Genomic DNA, 23,295 nt, shown 5'->3' with positions numbered 1-23,295 from the left:
GAGCACCATGGAGCAATTCCGCAATATCGGCATCATCGGTCGCCTGGGCAGTTCCCACGTGCTCGATACCATCCGCCGCCTGAAGAAATTCCTGCTGGACCGCCATCTGCATGTGATCCTCGAGGACACCATCGCCGAAGTGTTGCCCGGCCACGGCCTGCAGACCTCCTCGCGGAAGATCCTCGGCGAGGTCTGCGACCTGGTGATAGTGGTAGGTGGCGACGGCAGCATGCTGGGAGCCGCGCGCGCCCTGGCACGGCACAACGTGCCTGTGCTGGGAATCAACCGTGGCAGCCTGGGCTTTCTCACCGATATCCGCCCAGACGAGCTGGAAGTGAAAGTGGCCGAGGTGCTGGACGGCCAGTACAGCGTCGAGAGCCGCTTCCTGCTGGAGGCCGAGGTGCGTCGCCATGGCGAGGCCATCGGCCAGGGCGATGCGCTCAACGATGTGGTCCTGCATCCCGGCAAGTCGACGCGGATGATCGAATTCGAACTGCATATCGACGGCCAGTTCGTCTGCAGCCAGAAGGCCGACGGCCTGATCATCGCCACGCCCACCGGTTCCACCGCCTACGCCCTGTCCGCGGGCGGACCGATCATGCACCCCAAGCTCGATGCCATCGTCGTCGTGCCCATGTACCCGCATACGCTGTCCAGCCGGCCCATAGTCGTCGACAGCACCAGCGAGCTGAAGATAGTGGTCTCGCCCAACCTGCAGATCTACCCGCTGGTGTCCTGCGACGGACAGAACCACTTCACCTGCGCCCCCGGCGACACCATCACGGTGTCCAAGAAGCCGCAGAAGCTGCGCCTGATCCATCCCCTGGACCACAATTACTACGAGGTCTGCCGGACCAAGCTGGGCTGGGGCAGCCGACTCGGCGGAGGCGACTGATGAGCCTCGATCCCGCCCGTGGCTACGACCTGATCGGCGACGTCCACGGCTGCGCCCATACCCTTGAACGCCTGCTCGATCGCCTGGGCTACCGCAAGCGTGGCGATGTCTGGCAGCACCCCCAGCGCATGGCGCTGTTCCTCGGCGACATCATCGACCGCGGCCCGCGCATCCGCGAGGCGCTGCATGTGGTCCACGCCATGGTGGAGGCCGGTCAGGCGCTGTGCATCATGGGTAACCACGAGTTCAATGCCCTGGGCTGGAGCACCCCCGCGCCGCCTGGCAGCGGGCGCCACTTCGTCCGTGAGCACACCCCACGCCACACGCGGCTGATCAAGGAAACCCTGGAGCAGTTCGAGAGCCATCCGGCGGACTGGCGGGATTTCCTCGGCTGGTTCTACGAGTTGCCGCTGTTCCTCGACGGCGGGCGCTTCCGCATGGTTCACGCCTGCTGGGATGGCGAGCTGATCGAAGCCCTGCGCGACATGCATCCCGACGGGCGAATCAACGAGGCGTTCCTCAAGGCCGCGGCCGACCCGTCCAGCTTCGCCTGCCGGGTTTTCGACCGCCTGCTGCGCGGCACCGACCTGCCGCTGCCGGGGGGCATGACCCTGACCGGCAGTGACGGCTTCACCCGTTCGGTGTTCCGCACCAAGTTCTGGGCCGAAGATCCCAAGACCTACGGCGACGTGGTGTTCCAGCCCGATGCCTTGCCCGAGCAGGTGGCCAGCGCGCCCCTGTCCAAGGCGCACAAGTCGCGGTTGCTCAGCTATGGTCCGCAGGAACCCATTCTTTTCGTTGGTCACTACTGGCGACGCGGTCGCCCGGCGCCGATCCGCGGCAACCTGGCCTGCCTGGACTACAGCGCGGTGATGTACGGCAAGCTGGTGGCCTACCGGCTCGACCAGGAAAGCCGGCTGGATCCGGACAAGTTCGTCTGGGTCGATGTGGAACGCCCCGAGGAGCCTCGATGAGTCCCGTTGAAGTACTGCGCCTGCCGCTGACCGTGGACCTCTCCGGCTTCATCGCCCTGCTGCAGCGGCTCGAAGTGCCGTATCGGGTCAGCGAAGAGTCCGGTGAGCAGGTGCTCTGGGTGCCCGGTGCGCAATTGGCCGACCAGGTGCGCGGCCTCTACGAACGCTTTCCCGACGGCGATCCACATTTCCAGCTGCAGCAGGAGGCGCCCAGGGAGGCGCCGCGTCCCGGCTTGCTGGCCCAGCTCAAGGCCAGCCGCATCACCAGCCTGGTGCTGTTGGTGACCCTGGTGGTGGCCGCGCTCACCAATCTCGGGGACAACTTTTCGGTCATCAGCTGGCTGAGCTTCCAGGAATTCCAGATCGAAGGCGACTACATCTATTTCTCGCCATTGGCCGAGGGCCTGGAGGCGGGGCAGTGGTGGCGGCTGGTAACGCCCATGCTGATCCACTTCGGCATCCTCCACCTGGCGATGAATGGCATGTGGTTCTGGGAGCTGGGGCGGCGCATCGAGTCGCGCCAGGGCGGATTCATGCTGCTGGTGCTGACCCTGGGATTCAGCCTGGTGTCGGATTTCGCCCAGTATTTCAGCAGCGGGGCCTCGCTGTTCGGCGGGCTTTCCGGCGTGCTCTACGGCCTGCTCGGCCACTGCTGGGTGTTCCAGCGCCTGGCGCCGTGCCCGGCCTATCGGCTGCCGCCTGGGGTGATGGCGATGATGCTGATCTGGCTGCTGGTGTGCCTGTCCGGATTGATCACCGCCCTGGGCTTCGGCGCCATCGCCAATGGCGCGCACGTCGGCGGGCTGGTCGCCGGCTGCGCCACCGGACTGATCGGGGGTGCCCTTGCTCGTCTACGCCGTTAGAATGCGCAGCTTGTCTCAATTCCCGGTGAGTGGCCCATGTCGTCTTTTGCCCATCTGATCAGCAATATCACCCAGGATGTCTACGAGAGCCTCAAGCTCGCCGTGGAGATCGGCAAGTGGCCGGATGGCCGCAAGCTGACCCAGGAGCAGAAGGAGCTGTCGTTGCAGGCGGTGATCGCCTGGGAGCTGAAGAACCTGCCCGAGGAAGAGCGCACCGGCTACATGGGGCCGCAGGAGTGCAGCTCCAAGTCCGAGCCCATCCCCAACCTCCTGTTCAAGTCGAATTCGGTTCACTGATGCTGGAATTAGGACGCGGCGCGCTGTCGAAGATGTCGGTGCGCCTTGAAGCTCCCGTGCAGTATGGCTTGCGCCTCGGCGAGGCGGACATCGCGGCGAACCCGCTGATCGGCAGGCAACTGCGCCTGGAGTACCTCGGCGCCATCCACTGCATCCACTGCGGGCGCAAGACGAAGAAGAGCTTCAGCCAGGGCTACTGCTATCCCTGCTTCACCAAGCTGGCGCAGTGCGACAGCTGCATCGTCAGCCCGGAAAAATGCCACTACGACCAGGGCACCTGCCGCGAGCCGGAGTGGGGCGAGCGCTTCTGCATGACCGACCACGTCGTCTACCTGGCCAATTCCTCCGGCATCAAGGTGGGCATCACCCGTGCCAGTCAGGTACCGACCCGCTGGATCGACCAGGGCGCCAGCCAGGCGCTGCCGATCGTGCGGGTCGCCACCCGCCAGCAATCCGGCTTCGTCGAAGACCTGCTGCGCAGCCAGGTGGCCGACCGCACCAACTGGCGCGCCATGTTGAAAGGCGAGGCGCCGCCCCTGGACCTGGCAGCCATCCGCGACGAGCTGTTCGACACCTGCGCCGAGGGCATGCGCGCCCTGCAGGACCGTTTCGGCCTGCAGGCGATCCAGATGGTCACCGACCTTGCGCCCATCGAGATCAGCTACCCGGTGGATGCCTATCCGACCAAGGTCGTCAGCTTCGATCTGGACAAGACGCCGGTGGTCGAGGGTACGCTGCGGGGCATCAAGGGCCAGTACCTGATCCTCGACACCGGCGTGATCAACCTGCGCAAGTACACTGCCTACCAGTTGGCCATCAGCGCCGCGTAGCCCAATCCGTCAGGTCGGCCGGGGAATAGTCCATACTTCCGACCTTGACCCACTCATCTGGAACGGCCCAGGGTTTCGGGGCCGCCCCGCTATCGAAGAGACGACCATGCGCACCGAGCAACCGAAAGTCATCTACCTCAAGGACTATCAGGCCCCCGACTACCTGATCGACGAGACCAACCTGACCTTCGAGCTGTACGAGGATCACACCCTGGTCCATGCCCAACTGGTCATGCGCCGCAATCCGCAGCACGGCGAGGGGCTGCCGCCCCTGGTGCTGGACGGCCAACAGCTGGAGCTGCTGGCGCTGTCCATGGACGACCGCGCGCTGACGGCCGCCGACTACCAGCTGGACGACAGCCACCTGACCCTGCAGCCGCTGGCGAAATCCTTCACCCTCGACAGCACCGTGCGCATCCACCCGGAAACCAACACCGCCCTGGAAGGCCTGTACAAGTCCGGCAAGATGTTCTGCACCCAGTGCGAGGCCGAGGGCTTCCGCAAGATCACCTATTACCTCGACCGTCCGGACGTGATGAGCAGGTTCACCACCACCGTCAGCGCCGAGCAGCATCGCTACCCGGTGCTGCTGTCCAACGGCAACCCGGTGGCCAGCGGAGCGGAGGAGGGTGGTCGGCACTGGGCCACCTGGGAAGACCCGTTCAAGAAACCCGCCTACCTGTTCGCCCTTGTGGCCGGTGACCTCTGGTGCGTGGAAGACAGTTTCACCACCATGACCCAGCGTGATGTGGCGCTGCGCATCTACGTGGAGCCGGAGAACATCGACAAGGTCCAGCACGCCATGGACAGCCTGAAGAAGTCCATGCGCTGGGACGAGGAAGTCTACGGCCGCGAGTACGACCTGGACATCTTCATGATTGTCGCGGTGAACGACTTCAATATGGGCGCCATGGAGAACAAGGGGCTCAACATCTTCAACTCCAGCTGCGTGCTGGCCAAGGCCGAGACCGCCACCGACGCCGCCCACCAGCGGGTCGAGGCGGTGGTGGCCCACGAGTACTTCCACAACTGGTCGGGCAATCGGGTGACCTGCCGCGACTGGTTCCAGCTGTCCCTCAAGGAAGGCTTCACCGTATTCCGCGACTCCGAGTTCTCCGCCGACATGAACTCGCGCACCGTCAAGCGCGTCGAGGACGTGGCCTTCCTGCGCACCAACCAGTTCGCCGAGGACGCCGGCCCCATGGCCCACCCGGTGCGCCCGGACTCCTTCATCGAGATTTCCAACTTCTACACCCTGACCGTCTACGAGAAGGGTTCGGAAGTGGTGCGCATGATCCACACCCTGCTGGGCGCCGAGGGCTTCCGCAAGGGCACCGACCTCTACTTCGAGCGCCATGACGGCCAGGCCGTGACCTGCGACGATTTCGTCAAGGCCATGGAGGACGCCAACGGCGTCGACCTGAGCCAGTTCAAGCGCTGGTACAGCCAGGGCGGCACGCCCCGCCTTGCCGTGGAAGAAAGCTATGACGCCGCGGCCAAGACCTACAGCCTGACCTTCCTCCAGAGCTGCCCACCCACCCCGGGCCAGAAGGACAAGCAGCCCTTCGTCATTCCGGTGGAACTGGGCTTGCTGGATGCCCAGGGCCGCGAGCTGCCGCTGCGCCTCTCGGGCGAGGCGGCGGCCCAGGGCGGCAGCCGCGTGCTGGCCCTGACCGAAGCGGAGCAGACCTTCACCTTCGTCGACATCCCCGAGCGCCCGCTGCCCTCGCTGCTGCGCGGTTTCTCGGCGCCGGTGAAGCTGAGCTTCCCCTACAGCCGCGACCAGTTGATGTTCCTCATGCAGCACGACTCCGACGGTTTCAACCGCTGGGAAGCCGGCCAGCAGCTGTCGGTGCAGGTCCTGCAGGAGCTGATCGGCCAGCACCAGCGCGGTGAGCCGCTGGTACTGGACTCGCGCCTCATCGCGGCCTTCCGCACCCTGCTGGAGGACGAGTCGCTGGACCAGGCGATGGTCGCCGAGATGCTGTCGCTGCCGAGCGAGGCCTACCTCACCGAAATCAGCGAAGTGGCCGACGTGGACGCCATCCACGCCGCTCGCGAATTCGCCCGCCAGACCATCGGCGAATCCCTGTTCCAGCCACTGCTGGCGCGCTACCAGGCCAACCGCACGGCCTCCCGCGAGACCGCCTATGTGGCCGAGGCCGCGCACATCGCCCGCCGCACCCTGCAGAACATCGCGCTGTCCTACCTGATGCAGAGCGGCAAGGCCGAAGTGCTGGAAGCCTGCCTGGAGCAGTTCAACGACTGCGACAACATGACCGAACGCCTCTCGGCCCTGGCGGTGCTGGTGAATTCCGGCTTCGAGAAGGAGAAGGCCGACGCCCTCGTGCGTTTCGCCGAGTACTTCCAGGATGACCCGCTGGTGATGGACCAGTGGTTCAGCGTACAGGCCGGCTGCGGCCTGCCGGGCGGGCTGGAACGGGTCCAGGCGCTGATGCAGCATTCGGCATTCACCCTTAAGAACCCGAACAAGGTGCGCGCGCTGATCGGCGCCTTCGCCAACCAGAACCTGATCAACTTCCACCGGGCGGACGGCGCGGGCTATCGCTTTCTGGCCGACCACGTGATCACCCTGAACGCCCTCAACCCGCAGATCGCCTCGCGCCAGCTGGCGCCGCTCACCCGCTGGCGCAAGTACGACGCGGCGCGCCAGGCGCTGATGAAGGCCGAGCTGGAGCGCATCCTCGCCTCTGGCGAGCTGTCCAGCGATGTCTTCGAAGTCGTCAGCAAGAGCCTCGCCTGAGTCCCCTCCGACAGCCCGCGAAAGCGGGCTGTAATCCCGCCGAAATTCATCCTTTCATCGAGTGTTACCGGTTTGTTCTGGTAACACTTTTTCGTTACTTAAAGAAATAATTGCAGCCGCCGTTATGCGCTGAGCGCCTTAAAAGCCCAGAAAAGGCTTGACTAGGCAGCTTTTGGTATGAGCGTACATGCCCTGCAAGTGTGATCTTGAGTGACAAATCGAGCCACATCGTCAGACAAGATCGGACAGATTTTTTGATTTTGATCAGTGGATGATCAGTCACTTGTTTGACAATTTTCTGTCGCACAGTCCGCGGATTTTTTCTGACGCGCAAATCCGACTTGGCACCATGGTTGCAACTCCGCCTGCCGATTTGGCCCCGTTTCGGTGCGTCCGCAACGGGGTGCGCTCTGCGCTGGGGATTTCCTGCCGAAGCCAAAAAGGTCGCCAAGAGCGACTGGACAAACAGGCCTGCCCGACGGGCCGCCAATAACAAAGTGATCAGTCCACGGAGTAAGACTCGATGGAGCTCAAGTCCCATAAGCCCACGTTGCGTTTCGCACCGGCCAAGGCAGGTTTCGCCTTTGCCGGCATCCTGCCGTTGCTGGTGGCCGCCCAGGCCCAGGCGGTGGAATTCAGCTTCGCCAACGACGAAATTTCCGGTTCCCTCGACACCACCGTTTCCTACGGCCAGCTGTGGCGCGTGCAGGGGCGGGACAAGACCAACGACGACATCAACACCAACGACGGCAACCGCAACTTCGATACCGGCCTGGTCTCCGAGGTCTACAAGATCACTTCCGACCTGGAAGCGACCTACAAGAACTACGGCATGTTCGTCCGTGGCACCGCTTTCTATGACACCCAGATCATGGACAAGCGCAACGACTACCTGGACAACAACAACCCGATCCAGCCGAGCCAGAACTTCCCGAAGGATGACAGCTTCACCCACGACACCCGCCACAAGGCCGGCCGTGACGCGCAGATCCTCGACGCCTACCTCTATGGCAACTGGGACGTGGCCGATATGCCGGTCACCGGCCGCGTCGGCCGCCAGGTGTTCAACTGGGGCGAGGGGATCTTCTATCGCGGTGGCGTGAACACCACCAACCCGGTGGACGCTGCCAAGTTCCGCCTGCCGGGCTCCGAGCTGAAGGAAGTGCTGGTGCCGGTGGAAGCCCTGAGCTTCAACGTCGGCCTGACCGAAAACCTGTCGATGGAAACCTTCTACCAGTGGAACTGGAAGGAATCGGCCATCGACCCGGTGGGTACTTACTACTCCGAGACCGACCTGTTCGCCGAAGGTGGCAATACGGCCTATTCCACCCAGCCGCGCCTGACTCCGCTGGCAGGGGCCTACAGCGCCCTGAGCGGCCTGGGTGTCGGTGGCCTGCAGGGCGGCCGCACCGTCGATGCCAACGGCAACATCAAGGTGGCGTCCATCCAGCCGGACATCAACGCCAAGAACGATGGCCAGTTCGGCGTCGCCTTCCGCTATATCGCCGAAGAGCTGAACTCCACCGAGTTCGGCTTCTACTTCGTCAATTACCACGCCAAGGAGCCCACCATCGAGGCGGACCTGGGCAGCTTCCAGGGCTTGAATCTGCAGCAGATCGCGCAGGGCCTCGTTACCGCGCAAACGACCCAGGCGCTGGTCCAGGGCGGCTTCACGCCGGCGCAGATCGCCCAGGTGGCCGGGGGTGGCACGACCGGCAGCCCCCGTGCTGACGCCATCATCGGCGGCGCGCTGCGAAACATTCCGAATCAGGTCAGCGCTGGCCTTGCCGATCCGACCTCCCAGCTTTCCCAGGCGGTCGGCGGCATCGCGACCATCGACGTGGCCAACCAGGTCGACGCCCGTCGCGAATACGCCGAAGACATCCGCATGTATGGCTTCAGCTTCAACACCACCCTGGGCGATGCCTCGGTCTTCGGTGAACTGGCCTACCGCCCGAACCTGCCGATCGGTATCGCCACCACCAACGACCTGCTGGGCGACCTGCTGCTCCAGGCGCCGGCCCTGGCGTCCGGCCGCACCGTCAACATCGGTGGCCAGAGCGTCCACCTGGGCGACGAGATCCACAACTCCGAGCGCGTCGAGGCCTACAACACCTCCCTGGGCACCATCTACAACTTCGGTCCGTCGCTGTCCTTCGACTCCCTGATCGGTGTGGCCGAGCTGGCCTCCGAGCACCTGCGCGGCAGTGACCTTCAGTACACCGCGTTCAACGGCCAGAATCGCTACTTCTCCGGTCGCGGCAACCATTCCTACGTGTCTGGCGGCGATCGCGACGACCAGGTCAACAAGAACGCCTACGGCTACACCCTGCTGCTGTCCGGTACCTGGAACGACGTCTACGCCGGCGTGAACATCTCGCCCTTCGTCGTCTACAAGGACGACTTCGAGGGCAACTCCTACCAGACCGGCAACTTCATCGAAGGCCGCAAGGCCTACACCCTCGGCCTCAAGGCCAGCTACCTGAACAGCCTGGAAGCCGAACTGCAATACACCGAGTTCTACGGCGGCGGCCAGAACAACTCGGTACGCGATCGCGACAACATCGGCGTCAACGTCAAGTACTCCTTCTAAGCACGACAACAACAAGACGGGCGCCGCAGGCGCCCGATACGGACTCATCACGGAGAACCCACATGCTGAAAAAGCTTTCGCTGATCAGCGCCGCAGTCGCCCTGGCGCTTTCCGCCAGCGGCGCACTGGCGCAAGTCCCTGCCCAGGACGCCGCCAAGCTCGGCGCCAGCCTGACTCCCTTCGGCGCCGAGAAAAGCGGTAACGCCGCTGGCACCATCCCCGCCTGGACCGGCGGCATCACCCAGGCGCCCGCCGGCTACAAACCCGGCATGCACCACCTGGATCCGTTCCCGCAAGACAAGCCGCTGTTCACCATCACCAAGGCCAACCTGGACCAGTACAAGGCCAACCTGACCCCGGGTCAGATCGCCCTGTTCAACAATTATCCGGACAGCTTCCAGATGCCGGTCTACCAGACCCGCCGCTCCGGCTCCGCGCCGCAGTGGGTGTATGACAACACCATCAAGAACGCCACCAGCGCCAAGCTGCTGGACGGCGGCAACGGTTTCGCCGACGCCTATGGCGGCATCCCGTTCCCGATTCCGCAGAACGGCGTGGAAGCCCTGTGGAACCACATCACCCGCTACCGCGGCTCCTACATCATCCGCCGTGCCTCGGAAGTGGCGGTGCAGCGCAACGGCGACTACTCCCTGGTGACCTCGCAGCAGGAAGCCCTGTTCAAGTACTACAACCCGAAAGGTTCGTACGCCGACCTGAACAACGTCCTCTTCTATTACCTGTCCTTCACCAAGAGCCCGGCTCGCCTGGCTGGTGGTGCGACCCTGGTCCACGAGACCCTGGACCAGGTCCAGGAGCCGCGCCAGGCCTGGGGTTACAACGCCGGCCAGCGTCGCGTGCGCCGTGCGCCGAACCTCGCCTACGACACCCCGATCGCGGCCGCCGACGGCCTGCGTACCGCCGACGACACCGACATGTTCAACGGTGCCCCGGACCGCTACGACTGGAAGCTGGTGGGCAAGAAGGAAATCTACATCCCGTACAACAACTACAAGGTCACCAGCCCCGAGGTTAAGTACAAGGACCTGCTCCAGCCGGGCCACCTGAACCCGGCCCTGACCCGCAACGAGCTGCACCGTGTGTGGGTCGTGGAAGGCACCCTGAAGCCGGGCGCCCGCCATATCTACTCCAAGCGCACCCTGTTCCTCGACGAGGACAGCTGGCAAGCCGCAGTGGTCGACCAGTACGACGGCCGTGGCGAGCTGTGGCGCGTATCGGTGGCCTACCTGAAGAACTACTACGACCTGCCCACCACCTGGTCCGCGCTGGACGTGTTCCACGACCTGCAGGCCCGCCGCTACCACGTGCAGAACCTGGACAACGAAGAGCCGAGCACCATCGAGTTCGCCCAGGCCCTGCCGGACGATGGCTACTTCAAGCCGTCCGCCCTGCGTCGTCGCGGTACCCGCTGATTCAGCAGAGCTAGATGAGAAAGGCCGCTACTCGTAGCGGCCTTTTCTTTTGGCTGGAACTGGATTGGGAAGATTGTGTGATCGTCACTGATTTGTATCGTGCAAACGGAAGGCGCCCTCACCCCCGGCCCCGCTTTGCGCCCCAGCCCGATCGCTTCGCGCTCAGGCGTTCATCGGCACCGGAAGCGGTGCTTCCAAAAGCGTGCCTCTTCACCCCTGAAGAGGAGCGGGGTGACTCGCGCCGGCGAGGCACGAAGAATCCTGAAGCCAACATTGATCCGAAGCTGAGAAGGAGAGGTGGGGCAGCGATTCCGCCCCGTCAGGAGGCCGAGCGGAATCGTTGCGCAGGGGGACGAGCGGCATGGATGCCGCGAGAGGCGTGCGGGGCCATGGATGGCCCCTCACGCCGGGCCCCCGGAGTAACGATGGAGCGAGGGAAACGCAGTAACAGCCGAAGGCTGGTCACCCCGGCGAAGCCGGGGCCGGATGCAGGGGCAAGCCTTTTTGGTTTCTTTTGGGTGGTGCGGCATTCCGACGACTGCCAAAAGAGACTCGCCGGGAGGCGAAACAGAAACTTCAAGCCTGCTCGGCGACGAGCTAGACTCGAGACTCAAAGCCCACTCGCACAATCTTGCCAATCCGGTATGCCTCCAATGACTCCCGCTGGGCCGCCTGGCGAGTGAGTGCGATGCCAGAGCACCCCGCCCACGGTTACACAGCGCCACCTGCGCTTAACAAAACATAACGTCCCGCTGATTGTGCCCACTTTCCAAAGCTGGCTAGGATTAGGGCGCTGCCTGCCCTGGGCAGCGTCCACCTATAACAAAAAGGGGAAAGGTGTATGAGTGAGCCCGTCATGCGGCGCACCCCGTCCGGCCTATGCGTGGAACGCCTGCGCAAGCCGACGTTCCGCTTCCACTCGCCGCTGGCCAAAGCGCTCTCGCTGTTCAGTGTGCTCTCCGTCCTGGCCGTCGCCGCTGCGCCCATTCCCGCGTCCGCGCTGGCCGCAGACGCCCCCGTCCTCTCCATCAATTCGCCCAAGGCCGTGAGCAGCCTGCTGCTCGATGTCGCCCATGCCGGCAAGCGCCTGGTGGCCGTCGGCGACCGTGGCCATATCCTCTATTCCGACGACAACGGCAAGTCCTGGAGCCAGGCCAAGGTGCCGAGCCGCCAGATGCTCACCGCTGTCTACTTCGTCGATGACAAGAAGGGCTGGGCCGTCGGCCATGACGCCCAGGTCCTCGCCAGCGAAGACGGCGGCGCCACCTGGACCCTGCAGTTCGAAGACCTGAAGCGTGAAGCGCCGCTCCTCGATGTCTGGTTCAAGGACGCCACCACTGGCTTCGCCGTGGGGGCCTACGGCGCCCTGCTGACCACCCAGGACGGTGGCAAGAACTGGCAAGACGTCAGCGACCGCCTGGAAAACGAAGATCAGTACCACCTCAACGCCATCACCGCGGTGAAGGACTCCGGCCTGTTCGTGGTGGGGGAGGCGGGCAGCATGTTCCGCTCCGCCGACTGGGGCGAGACCTGGGAGCGCGTCGAAGGCCCCTACGAGGGCTCGCTGTTCGGCGTGCTCGGCACTGCCGAGCCTGGCGTGGTGATCGCGTACGGCCTGCGTGGCCACTTGTTCCGCTCTGCCGATTTCGGCGGAAGCTGGGAAACCGTGCCGCTGAAAACCACCCATGGCGAACTGGAGTTCGGCCTGTCCGGCGGGGCGCTGCTGCCCGACGGCAGCCTGGTGGTGGTCGGCCATGGCGGCAGCGTACTGAAGAGCACCGACAACGGCCGCAGCTTCGCAGTGGTGAACCGCAGCGATCGCATGTCGCTGGCCAGTGTCATCGCCGATGAGAAAGGCAACCTGATCCTGGTGGGACAGGGCGGTGTACGCGTTGCGTCGCCGACCGGCGCCGAGCTGGGCCAACTATAAGAAAGGCGGAGAGTTACGATGAGTACCCATCACCAGGACAAGGCGACCTTCCTGGAGCGCCTGATCTTCAACAACCGGCCGGCCGTGATCATCATCTGCCTGCTGGTCAGTATCTTCCTCTTCTGGCAGGCGCTGCAGGTGCGGCCGTCCACCAGCTTCGAGAAGATGATCCCGCTGCATCATCCCTTCATCCAGAAGATGATCGAGCACCGCAATGACCTGGCCAACCTCGGCAACACCGTGCGTATCTCGGTGGAAGCGGTCAACGGCGATATCTTCAGCAAGGAGTACATGGAGACCCTCCGGCAGATCCACGACGAGGTCTTCTATATCTCCGGCGTCGACCGTTCCGGCCTGAAGTCCCTGTGGAGCCCGAGCGTGCGCTGGACCGAGGTGACCGAGGAAGGTTTCGCCGGCGGTGAGGTCATCCCGCAGACCTACGACGGTTCCCCGGCCACCCTTGAGGACCTGCGCAACAACGTTCTCAAGTCCGGTCAGATCGGTCGCCTGGTGGCCAACAACTTCAAGTCGAGCATCGTCGACGTGCCGCTGCTGGAGTCCTATCCGGACCCGAACGACCAGAGCAAGCTGCTCAAGCTCGACTACCGCCAGTTCTCCCACGAGCTGGAACAGAAGATCCGCGACAAGTACCAGGCCCAGAATCCCAACGTGAAAGTCCACGTGGTGGGTTTTGCGAAGAAGGTGGGCGACCTGATCGATGGCCTGATCATGGTGGTGATGTTCTTCGGCATCGCCTTCCTCATCACCCTGGTGCTGCTCTACTGGTTCACCTGGTGCATCCGCAGCACCATCGCCGTGCTCTCCACCACCCTGGTGGCGGTGATCTGGCAGCTGGGCCTGATGCACAGCGTGGGCTTCGGTCTCGATCCCTACTCGATGCTGGTGCCCTTCCTGATCTTCGCCATCGGCATCTCCCATGGCGTGCAGAAGATCAACGGTATCGCGCTGCAATCCAGCGACGCCGACAACGCCCTGACCGCGGCGCGGCGCACCTTCCGCCAGCTGTTCCTGCCGGGCATGATCGCCATCCTCGCCGACGCCGTGGGCTTCATCACCCTGCTGATCATCGACATCGGTGTGATCCGCGAACTGGCCATCGGCGCGTCCATCGGTGTGGCGGTGATCGTGTTCACCAACCTGATCCTGCTGCCGGTTGCCATCTCCTACGTCGGCATCAGCAAGAAGGCCATCGAACGCAGCAAGAAGGACGCGGTGCGTGACCATCCGTTCTGGCGCCTGCTGTCCAACTTCGCCCACCCGGTGGTGGCGCCGATCTCCGTGGTCATCGCCCTGATCGCCTTCGGTGGCGGCCTCTGGTACAGCCAGAACCTGAAGATCGGCGACCTCGACCAGGGCGCCCCGGAGCTGCGTCCGGACTCGCGCTACAACCAGGACAACAACTTCATCATCAACAACTACTCCACCAGCTCCGACGTCCTGGTGGTCATGGTCAAGACCGGCCCCGAAGGCTGCTCCACCCATGACGCCCTGGCGCCGGTGGACGAGCTGATGTGGAAGATGGAGAACACCCCGGGCGTGCAATCGGCCATCTCCATGGTCACCGTCTCCAAGCAGGTGATCAAAGGGATGAACGAGGGCAACCTGAAGTGGGAAACCCTGTCCCGCAACCAGGACGTGCTGAACAACTCCATCAGCCGCGCCGAGGGCCTGTACAACTCCGACTGCTCGCTGGCGCCGGTGCTGGTGTTCCTCAACGACCACAAGGCCGAGACCCTGCATCGCGCCGTGACCGCGGTGGAAGCGTTCGCCAAGGAGCATGACAAGGACGGCCTGCAGTTCCTGCTGGCTGCGGGCAACGCCGGTATCGAAGCGGCCACTAACGAAGTGATCGCCCAGGCCGAGCTGACCATCCTGATCCTGGTGTACATCTGCGTTGCCGCGATGTGCCTGATCACCTTCCGCTCCATTGCCGCCACCCTGTGCATCGTGCTGCCGCTGATCCTCACTTCGGTGCTGGGCAACGCGCTGATGGCCTGGCTGGGCATTGGCGTGAAGGTGGCGACCCTGCCGGTGATCGCGCTCGGTGTGGGTATCGGTGTCGACTACGGCATCTACATCTACAGCCGTTTGGAAAGCTTCCTGCGTGCCGGCCTGCCGCTGCAGGAGGCCTACTACCAGACCCTGAAGTCCACCGGTAAGGCGGTGCTCTTCACCGGCCTCTGCCTGGCCATCGGTGTCGCCACCTGGATCTTCTCGGCCATCAAGTTCCAGGCCGACATGGGCCTGATGCTGACCTTCATGCTCCTCTGGAACATGTTCGGCGCCCTGTGGCTGCTGCCGGCGCTGGCGCGCTTCCTGATCAAGCCCGAGAAGCTGGCGGGCAAGGTCGGTGGTTCGCTGCTGGCCCACTGAGGCTGACTGGCTGAAAAAAACCGCGGCTCCGGCCGCGGTTTTTTTATGGGCGGATGACACCCGAGCCGCTATTGGGGGGCATAACCCGACACGGGTGGCAGGGCCTTGCGGTGAGTTCAGAAATGAATGGTGGCCTCACCCTTGTGCCAGTTGCAGGGGCAGAGCTCATCGGTCTGCAGGGCGTCGAGCAGGCGTAGCGTTTCCTGGGGATTGCGCCCCACGGAGAGGTCGTTCACCGAGACATGGCGGATCTGATTGTCCGGATCGATGATGAAGGTCGCGCGCAGGGCCACGCCCTCGCGGCGGTCGATGATGCCCAGTGCGCCAGCCAGTTCGTGCTTGATATCGGCCAGCCAGGGGAAGCCCGACCCCTTGAGGTCCTGGTGGTCGCGGCGCCAGGCGAGATGGGCGAATTCGCTATCGGTGGAGGCGCCGATGAGCTGGGTGTCGCGGTCGTTGAATTGCTCCAGCAGGTCGCCGTAGCCCTTGATCTCGGTCGGGCACACGAAGGTGAAATCCTTGGGCCAGTAGAACAGCACCTTCCACTTGCCGGGGTAGCTGTCCTGGTTGATCCGCTTGAAGGCGCTTTGCGGGTTGGGAGCGTATTCCGAGTCGTGGTCCACCGCCCGAAGGTCGAACGCGGGCAGCTTGTCTCCGATGGTGAGCATGGCGGGCTTCCTCCGGGGCAAGAGTGGAGGCACGGGATTGGGGCAAGTATGGAAGCCTCCCGGGCTCTTTGAAATACGGCCCGGCTATCCTGCCCATGACGGCCCCTATGGCTTTAGGTCGGCGGGTTATAGGGCAAATTCCAAATCGCAACATATGCATAGAACAATCAGGACCTAGTGGCCGCACGCGGCCGGGCTAGACTGTCTCTTCCAGGGATGGTGGTGCCCCCGGGTGGAGCGTGGGGGATCACCTCGCCGTCGCAATTCGTCCAATCCAGTACCGCCGCCAAATAGGGCGGCGCCGGCAGTTCCGCATCGCGGGCTGCACCAGCCTGGGGCGCGACGACTGCGTGTGTGCTGCAAGTTGTTGAAAACAAAAACAGTTGTTGCGATGGCACGGGGCTTGCGAATGCGTAGATGCCCGTGGCGACAAGGAGTTAGGCATGTCCCGCACCTTTTATGACGAGATGTATGACGCGAGTGGCGAATGCCGTCCGCATTACCGGGAATTCGCGCGCTGGCTGGCGGACACGCCCCAGGAACTGCTGGCCCAGCGGCGCCGCGAGGCCGACCTGCTGTTCCATCGCGCCGGTATCACCTTCACCCTCTATGGAGACGAGCAGGGCACCGAGCGCCTGATCCCCTTCGATACCATCCCCCGCGCGATTCCCATGAGCGAATGGCGAGTGGTGGAGAAGGGCTGCATCCAGCGCGTCAAGGCGCTGAACCAGTTTCTCGCCGACCTCTACCACGACCAGCGGATCATCAAGGCCGGGATCATTCCCGCCGAGCAGGTGCTGGCCAACGAGGGCTACCAGATCGCCATGCAGGGCCTGGACCTGCACCGTGACATCTACGCCCATATCGCCGGTGTGGACCTGGTGCGCGACGGCGACGGCACCTACTACGTGCTGGAGGACAACCTGCGCACCCCCAGCGGCGTCAGCTACATGCTGGAAGACCGCAAGATGATGATGCGGCTGTTCCCCGAACTGTTCGCCGCCCAGCGCGTCGCGCCGATCGACCACTACCCGAACCTGCTGCTGGACACCCTGAAGAGCTCCAGTGCGCTGGATAACCCCAGCGTGGTGGTGCTGACGCCGGGACGCTTCAACAGCGCCTACTTCGAGCACGCCTTCCTCGCCCGCGAGATGGGGGTGGAACTGGTGGAAGGGGCCGATCTGTTCGTGCGTGACGACCGTGTGTTCATGCGCACCACGTCCGGCCCGCAGCCGGTGGACGTGATCTACCGACGGCTGGACGACGCCTTCCTCGACCCGCTGGCCTTCAACCCCGAATCCATGCTGGGCGTGCCCGGCCTGCTGGCCGCCTACCGTTCCGGCAATGTGGTGCTGGCCAATGCCATCGGTACCGGGGTGGCGGACGACAAGTCCATCTACCCCTACGTTGGCGAAATGATCCGCTTCTACCTGGACGAGGAGCCCATCCTGAAGAACGTGCCCACCTGGCAATGCCGCAAACCCGAAGAGCTGTCCCACGTGCTGGCCCACCTGCCGGAACTGGTGGTCAAGGAAACCCAGGGCTCCGGCGGCTACGGCATGCTGGTGGGCCCGGCGGCCAGCGCCAAGGAGATCGAGACGTTCCGCGAGCGCCTCAAGGCCCGCCCCGAGGCCTACATCGCCCAACCCACCTTGTGCCTGTCCACCTGCCCGACCTTCGTCGAACAGGGTATCGCGCCGCGCCATATCGACCTGCGGCCCTTCGTCCTTTCCGGCCGGGAAACCCGCCTGGTGCCCGGTGGCCTGACCCGCGTGGCATTGCGCGAGGGCTCGCTGGTGGTGAACTCGTCCCAGGGCGGCGGCACCAAGGACACCTGGATAGTGGAGGACTGACCATGCTTTCCAGAACAGCCTCCGAACTCTACTGGATGTCCCGTTACCTGGAGCGTGCCGAAAACCTGGCGCGCATGCTGGAGGTCAGCTACTCCCTGTCGCTGATGCCCCAGGACGGTCGCGGCGACAGCCTGGATGAGCTGGCCATGTCCCTGCTCAGCACCGGTACCCTGGACCTGTACCAGGAACGCCATGGTGAGCTGAACGCGGGGCGCATGCTGCACTTCTACGCCCTCGACGCCGATAACCAGGCCAGCATCTTCAGCTGCCTGCGCGCGGCACGGATCAACGCCCATGCCGTGCGCGGGCGGATCACCGCCGACATCTGGGAAAACATCAATGCCACCTGGCTGGAAATGCTGAACATTTCCAACGAGGGGCTCGGCCGCTACGGCATCAGCCGTTTCTGCGAGTGGGTGAAGGAGCGCTCGCACCTGTTCCGTGGCGCCACCTACGGCACCATCATGCGTGGCGAGGCCTATTGCTTCATACGCCTGGGTACCTTCATCGAACGGGCGGACAACACCCTGCGCCTGCTGGACTCGCGCTACGAAATGTTCGGTGAAGAGTCCGAGGAAGTGAGCGACAGCTCCGCCCGTGGCTACTACCAATGGAGCGCCTTGCTCCGTGCGCTGTCCTCCTTCGAGGCCTACACCGAGGTTTACCGGGGCTCCCCCGATGCCCGCCAGGTCTCCGAGCTGCTGCTGCTGCGTGCCGACGTGCCGCGCTCGCTGCGCGCCTGCATGGAGGAGCTCAACCTCATCCTCTCCGGGCTGCCGGGCGACAACGGCCGCCCGGCCCAGCGCTTGGCCGCCGAACTGGATGCGCGGCTGCGCTACTCCGCCATCGACGAGATCCTCGCCGATGGCCTGCATACCTGGCTCACCGATTTCATCCTGCTGGTTCGCCAACTTGCTCGAGCCATCCACAGTTCGTATCTGGAGGCTGTATGAAACTGTCCATTCGCCACGACACCACGTACCGCTACGACGACCAGGTCCGCGCCAGCATCCAGTACCTGCGTCTGACGCCCCAGGAAAATGAACGCCAGCACGTACTCAGTTGGGAGCTCACCCTGCCGCATCCGGTGCGGGCGCAGATCGATCCCTTTGGCAACATCTTCCACGTGCTGACCCTGGACGAGCCCCACGAGGCCATCGTCATCAGTGCCCGTGGCCAGGTTGAGATTGACGAGCAGCGCGAGGCCGAACACGACACGCATTCGGCCTTGCCCTTCCTGCGCTTCACCCGCCTGACCACGGCCGATGACGCCCTGCGCGAGTTCGCGGCGCTGCAGTGCGGCAATCGCCGGGACCGCAGCGGCCTGATCGATCTGATGGAGGCGCTGCATGAGCAGATGCCCTTCAAGAAGGGAGTGACCCGCATCGACAGCACCGCCGCCGAAGCCTTCGCCGGCCGCGCCGGGGTCTGCCAGGACCACGCCCACGCCTTCCTCGCCTGCGCCCGCAGCCTGGGGATTCCCGCGCGCTTCGTGTCCGGCTACCTGTACCAGGGCAATGACCAGCACCTGGCCAGCCACGCCTGGGCCGAAGCCTGGCTGGGAGACGCCTGGTACAGCTTCGACGTGACCAACAATCTGTCTCTTCCTGCGCGCCATCTGAAGCTGGCGGTGGGCCTGGACTACCTGGACGCCTGCCCGGTGCGCGGCATGCGCCGGGGGGGTGGTGGCGAGCAGATGCACGCGAAGGTCGACGCGCCGCCGCTCTTGCTGGTCCAGGAGCAGTAAGCACCAGGTTCCCCGCAGCGCCGATCGCCTTTTACTGCCTTGCCCGGGAATGGGCACGGCGATCGGAGAAACGCAGCGGGGGATCCCCACAAGGAGAAACGGCATGACCTACTGCGTTGCCATGCACCTGGCCGATGGCCTGGTGTTCGTTTCAGACTCGCGGACCAACGCGGGCATCGACCATATCGCCACCTTTCGCAAGCTCTATACCTTCGGCGTCAGCGGCGAGCGGCTGATCGTGCTGCAGAGCGCCGGCAACCTGGCCACCTCGCAGTCGGTGGTGAACCTGCTCAAGCAACGCCTCGACGGTTCGGCGCCCAATCTCCACAACGTGCCCACCCTCTACGACGCCACCGCCCTGGTGGCCGAGACCATCCGTGAAGTCATCGCCCGCGACGGCGCGCCGCTGGCCGGCAATACCGACCTCACCTGTTCCTTCCTGGTGGGCGGGCAGATCGCCGGCAATCCGCAGGACCTCTACAGCATCTATCCCCAGGGCAACTTCATCCAGGCCACCGAGGACACGCCCTTCCTGCAACTGGGAGAGAGCAAATACGGCAAGCCCATCCTCGACCGCAACCTGGAGTTCGACACCAACCTGGAGGAGGCCCTGCGCTGCGCCCTGGTGTCCTTCGACTCCACCATTCGAAGCAACCTCTCCGTGGGCATGCCGCTGGACCTGCTGGTCTACCACCGCGACAGCCTGATCATTCCGGCGGGCTACCGGGTGACGGAGGACGACAAGTATTTCGCCGACATCCGCAAGCAATGGGCGGCCGGACTGCAGGATCTGATCGGCGAACTGCCGCCTCCGCCGGTGGAGTACAACGTCTGAGTCGGGGGAAGGGGAGACCTGCGGTCCCCCTGGCGAATGAATTCGCCCCTACAGGGTTCGTGTGAGGGCTACGGAATCCACCAGTGGCACTAACTGCCCCCTCTCCCTTCAGGGAGAGGGTTGGGGTGAGGGCAGGTGGCCGCGGCAGGGCGTTCCCAGGGGGAGACCTGCGGTCTCCTTGGCGAATGAATTCGCCCCTACAGGGTTCGTGTGAGGGCTACGGAATCCACCATTGGCACTAACTGCCCCCTCTCCCTTCAGGGAGAGGGTTGGGTGAGGGCAGGTGGCCGTGGCAGGGCGTCCCAGGGGGAGACCTGCGGTCTCCTTGGCGAATGAATGCGCCCCCACAGGGTTCGTGCGAGGGCTACGGAATCCACCAGTGGCACTAACTGCCCCCTCTCCCTTCAGGGAGAGGGTTGGGGTGAGGGCAGGTGGCCGCGGCAGGGCGTCCCCAGGGGGAGACCTGCGGTCTCCTTGGCGAATGAATTCGCCCCTACAGGGTTTGTGCGAGGGCTACGGAATCCACCATTGGCACTAGCTGCCCCCTCTCCCTTCAGGGAGATGGTTGGGGAGAGGGCAGGTGGGCGCGGCAGGGCGTCCCAGGGGGAGACCTGCGACGGACCAGCCGCCCAGGAAACCTTCAGGGTTGCACCTTCCTCCCCGCCATATGTTTCAGATAGCCGATCAACTGCCCCAGTTGTTCATCACTGATCGCGTCCTTCGAGAATCCCGGCATCTTGCCCTGGGGCCAGCGGCGCAGGCTTTGCGGGTCGCGGATGTAGCGGGGCAGGAAGTCGCCGGCCAGGTACTCGGTGGGGTTGTGGGGAATGTTCAGGTCCGGGCCGAACTGGGCGTCACCGGCGCCATTGAGGCGGTGGCAGGCCAGGCAGTTCTTCTGGAACTGGGCGAAGCCGGCCTGCACCTCCGGCGCGGCATTGCTTGCCGGGCGCAGGGCCGGGAAGCGCTCGGCTACGGATGGCAGGTAGCGGATGCGAGCCACCTGGAAGGGCCATTGTTCCGGGCCGATGTCGGCGGCCTTGGGATCGGTCCACACCAGGTAGAAGGGCCCAGCGCTGGGCTTGCCCTCGGCGATCGGCGGCCAGGGTTGTGCCGGGTCTTCGATGGCCAGCCAGGCGCGGGCGCCATCCGCGGCGAGCAGAGGCCCGGCAGTCAGTTCGGCGGCGAAGCCGTCCAGGGCCACCGCCTGCAGGTGCTGCGCCGGAGTCACGCCATCCAGCAGCGCTGCCAGGGGCACGGCGCGATAGCGCATGGTTTTTTTGTAGGAAACGTCATCGGCAATGCTCACCTCCTGCGCCTGGGGATGGGCGAGCAGGGCCGCGGTGTCCCAGGTGCGGGTGCCGCCGGGCAGTTCCAGGGTCAGCTCGGCGGCGTGGAGCGGGGTGAAACTGAAGAGCAGGGCCAGCAGCGCTTTGCGCATCGATCAATCCTTGTCCAGGGCGGTTTTCAGGTCCAGGTAGCCGCCGCCATTGATCACCCGGGTATAGCCCAGCTCCTGCAGGCTGTCCTGGGCGATGCCGGAACGGCGACCGCTGCGGCAGTAGAGCACTATGGGGGTGTTCTTGTCCGGGGCGACCTCGGCAATCTGGTCGCCGATTTCCTCGTAGCCGATATTGCGCGCACCGGGAATGGCGCCTCCGGCGACTTCCTCGGGGGTGCGCACATCGATCAGCACGGCATTCGGCTGGCGCATGGCTTGGACAGCGGCAGCCTGGTCGGTATCGCCGGCGGTGGCCGGCAGGCTCAGGGCAAGGGCAAGTGCAAGGGCGACTGTGGCGAGCAGGGTACGCATGATGGCGGCTCCCATGACGGCTGTTCAGGCAACCTAGCACAATTGCTCCAAGGGGGCGCAGGCCGTTAGGATCGCGGCTTTCCGTCATAACCAGAGCTTTCTTCAGTCCCGCACTCGGGCACCGGAAGCGCTTAAGGAGAGCCCATGCTGGCCGAGTTGTTCGCGGTCATGGCGCCGGTGCTGATTGTCGCCGGCATTGGATATGGCTGGGCCCGTTCCGGGCAGCCTTATCCCACCGAATTCATCGCGCGCCTGGTGCTGAACATCGGCACCCCGAGCCTGGTGCTGTCGACCCTGAGCCGCACCGAGATCGATCGCCACGCCTTCGGCCAACTGGCCATCGCCTGCCTGCTGGTGATGCTGGCCATGGGGCTGGTCGGCAGCCTGCTCAGCCGGGCGTTCAAGCAGGACTGGCGCATCCTGGTACCGGCCTATCTGTTCCCCAACTCCGGCAACATGGGCCTGCCCATCGCCTTGTATGCCTTCGGCGAGCAGGGGCTGGCGCTGGCGGTGGCCTTCTTCCTGGTGCTCTCGGTGGGGCATTTCAGCCTTGGCCTGCTGCTGTCCGGCAGTGAACGGTCGCCGAAGCGGCTGTTGGCCAACCCCATCATCATCAGCCTGGCCCTGGCCTTGCCCCTGGTGATCTGGGACATCGAGCTGCCGCGCTGGGTGGCCAACACCCTCGGCCTGCTGGGTGGCATGACCATTCCGCTGATGCTGCTGACCCTCGGCGTATCCCTGGCCAGCATTCGCGTGCACCACCTGGGCAACGGCATGCTGCTAGGCGCACTGCGGATCTTCTGTGGCGCCGCCGTGGGCTGGCTGGTGGGCTGGATGCTGGACTTGTCGCCGCTCGCCCAGGGCGTACTAGTGATGCAATCGGCGATGCCGGTAGCGGTGTTCAACTATCTGTTCGCGGTGCGCGCGGGACGTTCGCCGGAAGCGGTGGCCAGCCTGGTGCTGTGCTCGACGCTGCTGTCCTTCGTGTGGATTCCGCTGCTGCTGGCGTGGTGGCTACCCGCGCTGCGTTGACCGCATCGGCGCGGTACGCAGCACAGGACGACCAGTGGTTGAGCGACTTTCAGCTGACCAGGCGGGTCAGGTTGGGAAGGATAAGAATGACGGTGGTGGCAAAGACGATCAGGCTCGCTTGCCGCATTTTCGGCTGCTTTAACATGGCCAACTGCCTTTGTTGTTGTTGGAGGCGCGTCGGTCTGGGCTCCCTACGGCCGGCCCGGAACCTCACCTTCCCCCGTGGCTTTGGATAGAAAAGCCGCCCCGGCAAAACCCGGCAGCGGCCACTTGCACTTCAAACTCTAGGGCCGGCATCACACTGCGTTTATATCGGTTGGTAACTAGCGCGCTGGCTTTAGTAATGCCCGGCTATTGAGAGTGGCTGATCGCTATGCACC

Annotated in this window: 18 protein-coding genes; 15 read left to right on the top strand and 3 right to left on the bottom strand. The window is 64.4% G+C overall.

The genetic code is table 11. The annotated features are described in order from the left end of the window. Positions 1–7: 7 nt before the first annotated feature. The 10 genes from ACFW0H_RS13415 to ACFW0H_RS13370 all read left to right on the top strand — a co-directional run bounded on the left by ACFW0H_RS13415 (position 8) and on the right by ACFW0H_RS13370 (position 14,970). Positions 8–895 carry an NAD(+) kinase gene (locus ACFW0H_RS13415; protein ID WP_422914396.1) on the top strand — a complete coding sequence of 296 codons (888 nt, stop codon included), beginning with the start codon at positions 8–10 and terminating at the stop codon, positions 893–895. Further along, positions 895–1,869, top strand: a complete 975-nt coding sequence (locus ACFW0H_RS13410; RefSeq protein ID WP_422914395.1) for a metallophosphoesterase — start codon at positions 895–897, stop codon at positions 1,867–1,869. Before ACFW0H_RS13415 ends, ACFW0H_RS13410 begins: the two co-directional genes overlap by 1 nt. Then, complete coding sequence (locus ACFW0H_RS13405) at positions 1,866–2,732, top strand: rhomboid family intramembrane serine protease (protein WP_422914394.1); 867 nt, start codon at positions 1,866–1,868, stop codon at positions 2,730–2,732. The genes ACFW0H_RS13410 and ACFW0H_RS13405 overlap by 4 nt, the downstream gene beginning before the upstream one ends. Before the next feature lie 36 nt (positions 2,733–2,768). After that, positions 2,769–3,029, top strand: a complete 261-nt coding sequence (locus tag ACFW0H_RS13400) for a YeaC family protein (RefSeq protein WP_377691909.1) — start codon at positions 2,769–2,771, stop codon at positions 3,027–3,029. Continuing rightward, positions 3,029–3,859, top strand: coding sequence for a DUF2797 domain-containing protein (locus tag ACFW0H_RS13395; RefSeq protein ID WP_422914393.1), 831 nt, complete (start codon positions 3,029–3,031; stop codon positions 3,857–3,859). Before ACFW0H_RS13400 ends, ACFW0H_RS13395 begins: the two co-directional genes overlap by 1 nt. Positions 3,860–3,965: 106 nt before the next feature. After that, positions 3,966–6,623, top strand: coding sequence for an aminopeptidase N (gene pepN, locus ACFW0H_RS13390; RefSeq protein WP_422914392.1), 2,658 nt, complete (start codon positions 3,966–3,968; stop codon positions 6,621–6,623). 523 nt (positions 6,624–7,146) lie between these two features. After that, positions 7,147–9,216 (top strand): DUF1302 domain-containing protein, encoded by a 2,070-nt coding sequence (locus ACFW0H_RS13385; protein WP_422914391.1) that lies wholly within the window; start codon positions 7,147–7,149, stop codon positions 9,214–9,216. Between the two features lie 62 nt (positions 9,217–9,278). After that, on the top strand, positions 9,279–10,646 hold the full coding sequence (locus ACFW0H_RS13380) for a DUF1329 domain-containing protein (RefSeq protein ID WP_422914390.1): 1,368 nt from the start codon (positions 9,279–9,281) through the stop codon (positions 10,644–10,646). Between the two features lie 841 nt (positions 10,647–11,487). Then, entirely contained in the window at positions 11,488–12,576 is a 1,089-nt protein-coding gene (locus ACFW0H_RS13375) for a WD40/YVTN/BNR-like repeat-containing protein (RefSeq protein WP_422914389.1), read from the top strand. An 18-nt stretch (positions 12,577–12,594) separates the two neighbouring features. Continuing rightward, positions 12,595–14,970, top strand: coding sequence for an efflux RND transporter permease subunit (locus tag ACFW0H_RS13370; protein ID WP_422914388.1), 2,376 nt, complete (start codon positions 12,595–12,597; stop codon positions 14,968–14,970). Positions 14,971–15,086: 116 nt separating this feature from the next. Here the strand turns inward: ACFW0H_RS13370 and ACFW0H_RS13365 are convergent, their stop codons facing one another. After that, positions 15,087–15,638, bottom strand: a complete 552-nt coding sequence (locus ACFW0H_RS13365; protein WP_422914387.1) for a peroxiredoxin — start codon at positions 15,636–15,638, stop codon at positions 15,087–15,089. Between the two features lie 443 nt (positions 15,639–16,081). Between ACFW0H_RS13365 and ACFW0H_RS13360 the strand changes: the two genes are divergently transcribed. From ACFW0H_RS13360 to ACFW0H_RS13345, 4 genes are all read left to right on the top strand, one after another. Next, positions 16,082–17,491, top strand: coding sequence for a circularly permuted type 2 ATP-grasp protein (locus ACFW0H_RS13360; protein ID WP_422914386.1), 1,410 nt, complete (start codon positions 16,082–16,084; stop codon positions 17,489–17,491). A gap of 2 nt (positions 17,492–17,493) precedes the next feature. Next, positions 17,494–18,444, top strand: a complete 951-nt coding sequence (locus ACFW0H_RS13355; RefSeq protein ID WP_422914385.1) for an alpha-E domain-containing protein — start codon at positions 17,494–17,496, stop codon at positions 18,442–18,444. Beyond that, positions 18,441–19,238 (top strand): transglutaminase family protein, encoded by a 798-nt coding sequence (locus ACFW0H_RS13350; RefSeq protein WP_422914384.1) that lies wholly within the window; start codon positions 18,441–18,443, stop codon positions 19,236–19,238. Before ACFW0H_RS13355 ends, ACFW0H_RS13350 begins: the two co-directional genes overlap by 4 nt. Positions 19,239–19,341: 103 nt before the next feature. Then, the gene (locus tag ACFW0H_RS13345) at positions 19,342–20,073 is read left to right on the top strand and encodes a peptidase (protein ID WP_422914383.1); all 732 of its coding nucleotides are present in this window, start codon (positions 19,342–19,344) and stop codon (positions 20,071–20,073) included. Positions 20,074–20,713: 640 nt separating this feature from the next. Here the strand turns inward: ACFW0H_RS13345 and ACFW0H_RS13340 are convergent. Further along, on the bottom strand, positions 20,714–21,511 hold the full coding sequence (locus tag ACFW0H_RS13340) for a cytochrome c (protein WP_422914382.1): 798 nt from the start codon (positions 21,509–21,511) through the stop codon (positions 20,714–20,716). Positions 21,512–21,514: 3 nt separating this feature from the next. Next, the gene (locus tag ACFW0H_RS13335) at positions 21,515–21,883 is read right to left on the bottom strand and encodes a rhodanese-like domain-containing protein (RefSeq protein WP_422914381.1); all 369 of its coding nucleotides are present in this window, start codon (positions 21,881–21,883) and stop codon (positions 21,515–21,517) included. 144 nt (positions 21,884–22,027) lie between these two features. Here ACFW0H_RS13335 and ACFW0H_RS13330 point away from each other — a divergent pair, with 144 nt between their 5' ends. After that, entirely contained in the window at positions 22,028–22,915 is an 888-nt protein-coding gene (locus tag ACFW0H_RS13330; protein ID WP_422914380.1) for an AEC family transporter, read from the top strand. The last annotated feature ends 380 nt before the right edge of the window (positions 22,916–23,295 follow it).

Origin of the sequence: Metapseudomonas cellulosilytica, from assembly GCF_049334135.1 — a bacterium.
Lineage (GTDB): Bacteria > Pseudomonadota > Gammaproteobacteria > Pseudomonadales > Pseudomonadaceae > Metapseudomonas.
Note: the sequence above shows the minus strand (reverse complement) of the source record. Positions and strands in the feature narration are given on the sequence as shown.